We start from the raw sequence: 7,625 nt of genomic DNA, 5'->3' as shown, positions 1-7,625 counted from the left end.
CTGGGCTCGAACCAGCGACCTCTACCCTGTCAAGGTAGCGCTCTCCCAGCTGAGCTACAGAATCATGCTGTGTTGTTACTGGGTATGTTTTTATTATAGCAGCATATCGAAAAGTGTAAAGCCTTTTTCATAAAAAAATTATCTTTTTTCAAAAAGATCTTTTTAAATAAAAACAGTTTTAAAGTTGCGGGTTCTATGAGTGTCCTCTACTATGTAAATAAGCACATATAAAAAGAAAGGAGCGTTCATATGAACTTTTTAACCCGATTTAGTTTGAAGAACTCGGTTGCTGTCTTCATCATTGCAATCCTATTGATTTTAGGAGGCGTGTATTCCTTCTCACAATTAAAAGTCGACCAGTTCCCGGAAATCGAGTTTCCTCAGATTTCAATCGAAGCGGTTTACCCTGGTGCATCACCTGACGATGTCGATAAACAAGTCGTCTCAAAGCTTGAAACTTCTCTAAAAGGAATTGAAGGGGCTACCAAGCTAACAAGTTCTTCTTATGAAAGTATCGGTATCTTAAACATCGAATTCCCGTTCGATACTGATATGGATAAGGTCGAACAACAAATCGATGCTGCCATCCAAGATGCGAATCTACCGGAGGAAGCAACGACGAAATTGAATCGTTTGTCATTTGGTTCATTCCCGATCTATAACATCTCTTTCTTTAGTAAGGATGGTAAAGACATCGAAAAAATCCTAAAGGAAGATATCGAACCTGAACTTAATAAGATTCCAGGAATCAACAGCGTGTCGGTTGGTGGCTATAAGGATGATCTCGTTCAAATCACCGTCGATAAGGAGAAAGCGACGGAAGCGGGTCTCTCGCTCTCGAGCATCAAGGAACAAATCAATGGAAAGTATGTCTCGTTCCCATCTGGTCAGCTATCAGAAAACGATTCGAAAATTCCGATTCGCGTTGAGGAAAAACTAGAAAATCTAGATAAACTCAAAAATCTACAATTGACACCTGCTGCAGGTGCGACTAGTTCATCAAGTAACGGTCAAACAGGTGGTTCATCTGCTGGCGGTCCACCACAAGGTGCAACGCAAGGTCCACCAAGTACAACAGGTGGAGCAGCTGCAGATCAGGCGTCTGAACCTGCAGAACCGATTCGCCTAGAGGATATCGCAAAAATCGAAGCCGTCTCACAACAAAGTGAAAAAACGCGTTACGATTTAAAAGATTCCTTATCGATGGCAATCACGAAAAAACAAGATGCCAATACAGTCGAAATCGCAGATGAAGTCACGAAGATTCTCAATAAATATGACGACCAAGTCGACTATACGATTGGGATTGATTCAGCGAAGGATATCGAGGAGTCCGTTGCGACACTCGTCAAAGAAGGATTACTTGGTGCCCTCTTCGCATCACTCGCTGTTCTGTTATTCTTGCGGAATATCCGCGCGACGATCATCGCCATCGTCTCGATTCCATTATCATTACTCATCGCCGCTATCTTCTTGAACTGGCAAGATATCTCCCTGAACATCATGACACTTGGTGGGATGGCTGTTGCAGTCGGTCGTGTTGTCGATGATAGTATCGTTGTCATCGAGAACATCTTCCGGCGCGTCCGAAAATCCGAATCCGGTATGACGGATGAGATCATCGAACAATCGACAAAAGAGATTCTAAAAGCAATCACGTCATCGACGCTGACGACCGTCGTCGTCTTCCTACCGATTGGATTTGTCGGTGGTATTACTGGTAAGTTCTTCTTACCGTTCGCTTTGACGATTATTTTCTCATTACTTGCTTCACTACTCGTTGCGATCACGATCGTACCGATTCTCGCGAAGTTTGCATTCAAGAAGGTACCAGCGGAAGAAAAAGAAGGCGCTCTCCAACGTTGGTACGGCAAGCTGATTGAAAAATCACTCTCGCACAAGGCGATCATCTTGGTCGTATCGTTCATCCTTCTCGGTGGTTCCCTTGCGATCGTACCGCGTCTCGGCTTTACGTTCATTCCGAACGAAGCATCGAAGACCTTGACGGCATCGCTTGAACTTCCGGCTGCCACATCACTTGAAAAAACAAGTGACGTCTCGTTTGAGATGGAAAAAATGTTTGATAAAGAAAAAGCCATTGCTGACGTGACGACTTCTGTCGGAGCGCGTGACTTCACGACAGGCTTACGTCTCGATAATAAAGCAAGTTACTTCTTGAATCTAAAAGACGGTGTAAACGTCGAGAAAACGATCAAGTCACTTGAAACACAGATGGAAGACATCGCTCAAGATGAAAACGTCGATGTCAAAATCAGTGTGGCTGAACTATCAACAGGTGGTCCTCCGTCGAATAACAACGTCGATGTCGACTTGTTCTCGAACGACCTCGAAGCCCTTCAAGAGGCGGCAAAACTCGTCGAGGATAACATGTCGAAAAATAATGATTTGAAATATATCACGAACAACTTCAGCGAAAAACAAAAGCAGTATCTCGTAGAAATCGATCCTGAGAAAGCAAGTGATCGCGGACTATCTGGTTTCCAGATTCTCGGTACCGTTAACGATCAAACGAAGCCAGTTACGGTCGGAACGCTCAATCTCGACAATAAGGATCAAGACGTACAATTATCTTATGAAGAAGGACTCGTCTCGAAAGAAGATCTCGAAGACGTCCAACTCTTCTCAGCAAACGGTCCTGTCGCATTGAAAGATGTCGCGAACGTCAATGAAGTCGAGACCTTCACATCGATTCAGAAACTCGACGGAAAAGTATATGCTCGCGTATCTGGACAAGTCAAAGGAGACGACGTTCAAAACGTATCGAATGCCGTAAAAGCTGACGTCGAAAAAATCGATTTACCAGACGGTGTCTCATTGACAAGTGGTGGCGGAAATGACGATACGGTTGAAATCTTCCAATCACTTGGAATTGCGATCGTCGTTGCAATCGGACTTGTTTACCTGACAATGTTGATTACGTTCGGAAAAGCTCGGATTCCATTCATCATCTTGTCCTCTCTGATCTTTGTTCCGATCGGTTCACTCGTCACGCTCTTCCTTGCGAATGAACCATTGTCTGTCAGTGTCATGATCGGCTTCTTGATGTTGATCGGAATCGTCACCACGAACGCAATCGTTCTCGTCGACCGCATCGGTCAAAACGTCGGACGTGGTATGCCGATTCGAGAATCATTGATTGAAGCTGGTAAAACGCGATTACGCCCAATCCTGATGACCGCATTTGCAACAATCATGGCATTGGTGCCACTCGCATTAACGACTTCTTCAGGAACATTGATCTCAAAAGGTCTTGCCTTGACGGTCATCGGTGGATTAACGACCTCTACGTTGTTAACACTTATCATCGTTCCTGTCGTCTATGAATTGTTCTTCTTCAAGAAAGCAAAAAAAGAACGTACGACTAAGTAAATGCACATGAAAAGGAGCCTATCGCGATCCAAGCGATAGGCTCCTTTTCATTCTATAAGACCTTACGACTCTAACTGTTCATCCGTTCGTTCCAACGTACCATCATGTTGCGCCACTAATCCGTCGAGGACGGATGGCTCAAACTCTTCACCGATCGCGATGATTCCTGTTTGTCCAGGCGGAATGACACCGAGTGTTCGTTTGAATGTTTCTTGGATTTCTTGATTTTCCTTCATGTCTTTTGATCCACCAATCAGCATACCCGTCATCGAACCAAGTAAGATGCCGAATGGTCCACCTAAGATACCAACGGCCATTCCGATCAATGAACCTTTGACGGCGCGATTCGATCCACTTAGATCCACAGCATCTTCAAACGAAAAAGCACCATTCTCATTTCGCTTGATGACGGCAATCTGTTCGAAATCGACTTGACCTCGCGCATGATATTTCTTCAATTCACTGAACACTTGATAGGATGTCGCTTCTTCTTTGAACGTAAACGTCATGATGTGATGTTTCGCATCTTTTTTTGCCATTCGTTCCACCTCTTTCACCTGAGACGAATAACCGACTAAGCCAACATCCTCTATTTACCATGTTTTTAAGGAGTCGAAACCTTTACTGGTTTCCATGGTGCGAGGTGGAAATACTCCTCCATTGTTAATCCACTGACTTTTAGACGAGCGGCAAGCGTTGCTCCGACATACCGATAGTGCCAGCTCTCATACGTATACCCCGTCCAAGATTCTTTACCAGAAGGATAGCGGAGATGGAAACCGTAGCGGTGAGCATTCGCAAACAACCATTTTGCCTCTTTTGTTTTGGAAAAGCTAAACGTGGCGTATTTTGTTGAATCAGCGCCTCCGATATCAAACGCAAGACCTGTTTGGTGTTCACTTTTCCCAGGTTCTGCACTATACGTACTCGCCTTCTCATATCCATCACGCGCAACATATTTATCAAACAACGTTTTTTGATAGGCATAGGAGCGATATGTACTAAACGCAACGAGCGTAATTCCCTCTTTTTTAGCCGCTACACGCATTTTCTCAAACGCAGCTCTTGCTTGTTGATTCTCACCAGGAGCGTACGTCGCGCGGAGCGCTAAGTTCTTATTCGCGATGAGTGTCTTACCGATCCGCTTTCCACCGATTTGTTCATCCGTCAGTAGATACTTCGTACTCGCATAACCAATCTTCGTACCATATTGTACTTTTGACCATGTACCGACTTTCGAAAGTTCCGTCACATAGATCCCTGTCGGAATAACCGCAAGACTCGGTTGCTCGAGTGATGCCCCTTGACGTAAATGAAGGGATGTCTTGGCTTGACGATAAGAAGATGTTGATGCATCGACTGCTGGTATGTAAGTCGTCGTGGACGTAACCGTAGCTATCACTGCCAATGTCATGATGAATATCTGTTTTCTCTTCATTTTCGATTTTCACTCCATCTAATAATATTTACATTCCATATTTTAGATTAGAATACCATTCTTTTTTTCAAACATGGTTCTTTCGGAATGCTTGTCATGAAAATGAAGTATTTCTGAAGTTTTCTAAATGTAGCTTAAGGACGAATTACAATGGGTAAATAACGATGTATGCGTTTTCGAAACATGATTCTGATGTAGAAAGGAGTAGCGTACGTGTCACTTTGGGAATGGATTTTCAGTATCGGTAGCATCTGCTGGATTGGCGAGATGATTCGTTTCCGGAATCGCTCCGAGTCTAAGTCAGGCGCAGTAGAACAAGTTAGTTTTTATTTGATTTTCCTTGTCCTAAGCGGAACGATCGTCTGCGCTTTCCTCTTTGCGAATGAAACTGTTTCTTCTGTCATGCGCATCTCTTCATGCATTTTATTATGGTGTGGTGTTTCCTTACGCCTATGGGGAATTCTCCACTTAAAACAACAGTTCACTCGTCATGTCGTCGTGGCGTCTGGTGATCAGCTCGTCAGTAGCGGTCCCTATCGCTTTTTACGTCACCCGTTATACAGTGGGTTGTTGTTGATTACGATGAGCTTCCCCCTGTTCACCGGTCAGTTCGGACTTTTCATTCTCTCCGGACTTCTGATGTTCATTTTCTTGCTCTACCGGATTCGAATCGAAGAAGCGATGTTAACGAAAGGTTTTGGACCCGCCTATACGGTATGGGCTGCAAAACGAAAACGATTGATTCCATTCATCTACTAAAGGAGAAGTGATCCATTTGAAGAAACGTGCAATCGTCATTGGAGCTGGTCTTGCTGGTATGTCTGCTGCCATTCGTTTGGCTGGAGATGGTTATGCAGTCACGATGCTTGAAAAGAATGCGAACGTTGGAGGGAAACTGAATCAACGTAGTGGAAAGGGATTTACTTTCGATACCGGTCCTTCTATCTTAACGATGCCTTGGGTACTCGAACAACTCTTCTCAAGCGTTCATCGTAACTTGGATGATTACTTAGAAATCGAGCGCATTGAACCGCAATGGCGTACATTCTTTGAGGATGGAACAAAAATCGATGTCAAAGGTGACTTACCTGGAATGCTCGAAGAAGTCGAGCACGTCTCGTCACGGGCTGATTTTGTCGAATTGTTCCGGTACTCCAAACAAATGTACGACTTGTGCCTCGACAGTTTTTATAAATACAGTCTTGAAGATTTAAAGGACTTAAAAAAATACCATACGATGTCTGATTTATTAAAGATGGACCCGATGAATACCGTTGCGACCGGAACCAAAAAACATCTCAATGATCCGTATCTCGAACAGCTATTCAACTATATGGTCATGTATGTCGGTTCCAACCCATATCAGGCACCTGCTGTCTTCAATCAGATGATTTATGTTCAAATGGGTCTCGGTATCTATTATGTCAAAGGTGGGATGTACCAAATCGCGCGTGCCATGAAACGGTTACTTGATGAGCTCCGTGTCACAGTTCACCTCAACTCCCCCGTTGAACAAATCGTCCTTGAAAATAAAAAAGCGGTGGGCGTTCTATCAAACGGAACATTCCATGCAGCCGACATCGTCGTCTCAAACCTTGAGGTCATCCCGACTTACGAACGGATCGTTCCGGAGAAAAAAGCCCGGAAACAGGCAAAAAAATTACAAGCGTCGTTTGCCCCTTCCGTTTCAGGTCTTGTCCTATTGCTCGGTGTAAATCGTGAGTATCGCGGGCTAGCGCATCATAATTTCTTTTTCTCAGAAAATCCAGAGCGTGAATTCGCCCAAATGTTCAAAGAAGGTACTCCTCCAGAGGATCCAACGATTTATGTCGGTGTCTCGTCAAAATCCGACGCTTCCCAAGCTCCTGAAGGGAAGGATAACTTATTCGTCTTGACACACGTTCCACCGCTAACACTTCAAAAAGGTGAGGTCGACTGGGATGCGTACCGCGAAGTCGTTCTCGATAAACTGGAGCGGATGGGACTTCATGGACTTCGGGAATCGATCGAGTTTGAATATCGCTTTACCCCAGAGGATTTGAAAGAATTATACGGTCCAAACGGTGGATCGATTTATGGTGTCGCAGCCGATCGGAAGAAAAATGGTGGATTCAAGATTCCATCGAAGAGTGACTTGTACGAAGGACTTTATTTCGTTGGTGGGTCGACACATCCAGGCGGCGGTGTACCAATGGTCACCTTGTCCGGTCAATTAACAGCTGATTTGATCCGAAAACATGAAGGTGCTGTTCCTACGCCTTAAGATTTCTCCAATTACAAAAGAGACGGAAACTGATTCACTCATCAGTTCCGTCTCTTTTTTTACTTTGTATTTGTCAAAAGTGGTACGACATGAATGTCCGCCTTTTCTCCTAATCTCACATCCATTCGACATACGGCTGGCATTGGTAAGGATTTCCAAAATGCGTAATCAAACGTCGAATCAAATGTTTCTAAGAGTAACACCATGATGTTTCCGTGTGTTCCAAGAACGACTATTTCGTCAGGATGCTTCTCCACTAGTTCGTCGATGAATGGCCGAATGCGTTGCGACGCTTCGTTGTTCGTTTCGCCTCCATACGGATTTTCATTCGGATGTTGCCATACATATGTGACCGCTGCTTGAAAATCGTCAAGCTCTCCCGGTGCTAACAATCGCTCTCGTAGTTCCTCTACCTCAATGATTGGTTGTTGACGTGCCTCCGCAAGCGGTGCAATCGTCTCGATCGCCCGTTGATACGGGCTGCTGTAGAACCTGTCGATTGGAATTTCTTGAAACGTTTCAAGTAAACGTATC

General features: G+C 44.4%; 6 protein-coding genes. 3 read left to right on the top strand and 3 right to left on the bottom strand.

From position 1 onward, the window contains the following. The first annotated feature begins 249 nt into the window (after positions 1 to 249). The gene (locus tag F8N00_RS14520) at positions 250 to 3,390 is read left to right on the top strand and encodes an efflux RND transporter permease subunit (protein ID WP_350468496.1); all 3,141 of its coding nucleotides are present in this window, start codon (positions 250 to 252) and stop codon (positions 3,388 to 3,390) included. Positions 3,391 to 3,452: 62 nt separating this feature from the next. Here the strand turns inward: F8N00_RS14520 and F8N00_RS14515 are convergent, their stop codons facing one another. Beyond that, the gene (locus tag F8N00_RS14515) at positions 3,453 to 3,929 is read right to left on the bottom strand and encodes a hypothetical protein (protein ID WP_023467153.1); all 477 of its coding nucleotides are present in this window, start codon (positions 3,927 to 3,929) and stop codon (positions 3,453 to 3,455) included. 65 nt (positions 3,930 to 3,994) lie between these two features. Then, positions 3,995 to 4,828 carry a D-alanyl-D-alanine carboxypeptidase family protein gene (locus F8N00_RS14510; RefSeq protein WP_421018440.1) on the bottom strand — a complete coding sequence of 278 codons (834 nt, stop codon included), beginning with the start codon at positions 4,826 to 4,828 and terminating at the stop codon, positions 3,995 to 3,997. Positions 4,829 to 5,041: 213 nt separating this feature from the next. Here F8N00_RS14510 and F8N00_RS14505 point away from each other — a divergent pair, with 213 nt between their 5' ends. Beyond that, positions 5,042 to 5,587 carry a methyltransferase family protein gene (locus tag F8N00_RS14505; RefSeq protein ID WP_421018439.1) on the top strand — a complete coding sequence of 182 codons (546 nt, stop codon included), beginning with the start codon at positions 5,042 to 5,044 and terminating at the stop codon, positions 5,585 to 5,587. Positions 5,588 to 5,603: 16 nt separating this feature from the next. Further along, complete coding sequence (locus F8N00_RS14500) at positions 5,604 to 7,091, top strand: phytoene desaturase family protein (protein ID WP_023467150.1); 1,488 nt, start codon at positions 5,604 to 5,606, stop codon at positions 7,089 to 7,091. Positions 7,092 to 7,150: 59 nt separating this feature from the next. On the opposite strand, the gene F8N00_RS14495 is transcribed toward F8N00_RS14500, so the two are convergent. Beyond that, positions 7,151 to 7,625: histidine phosphatase family protein (locus F8N00_RS14495; RefSeq protein ID WP_421018438.1), on the bottom strand; the 475-nt coding region annotated here is incomplete at its 5' end.

Source organism: Exiguobacterium sp. A1_3_1, from assembly GCF_048985645.1.
GTDB lineage: Bacteria > Bacillota > Bacilli > Exiguobacteriales > Exiguobacteriaceae > Exiguobacterium_A > Exiguobacterium_A indicum.
This window is presented reverse-complemented; position numbering and strand designations above follow the sequence as displayed.

Coding starts and splice junctions, on each gene's coding strand:
- F8N00_RS14520 (WP_350468496.1), top strand. CDS start 250: ATGAACTTTTTAACCCGATTTAGTTTGAAGAACTCGGTTGCTGTCTTC.
- F8N00_RS14515 (WP_023467153.1), bottom strand. CDS start 3,929: ATGGCAAAAAAAGATGCGAAACATCACATCATGACGTTTACGTTCAAA.
- F8N00_RS14510 (WP_421018440.1), bottom strand. CDS start 4,828: ATGAAGAGAAAACAGATATTCATCATGACATTGGCAGTGATAGCTACG.